General features: G+C 65.6%; 1 pseudogene. It reads right to left on the reverse strand.

The window, feature by feature from the left end:
- Window positions 1-215 (reverse strand): annotated as a pseudogene (locus tag E5X34_RS32855) (erythrose-4-phosphate dehydrogenase); the annotation flags it as partial.

Below are 215 nucleotides of genomic sequence, written 5' to 3' on the forward strand. Positions count from 1 at the left end.
CTCCTGCACGGTCGTCGGCCGCTTGGCGATGAACTTGAAATCGACAACCGAGACGTTCGGGGTCGGCACGCGAATGGAGATGCCGTCGAGCTTGCCCTTGAGATCGGGCAGCACCAGGCCGATCGCCTTGGCCGCACCGGTCGAAGTCGGGATCTGCGACAGGGCCGCGGCGCGGGCGCGGTAGAGATCCTTATGCATGGTGTCCAGCGTCGGCT

The organism is Mesorhizobium sp., assembly GCF_004963255.1.
In the GTDB taxonomy this organism is placed as follows: Bacteria; Pseudomonadota; Alphaproteobacteria; order Rhizobiales; family Rhizobiaceae; genus Mesorhizobium.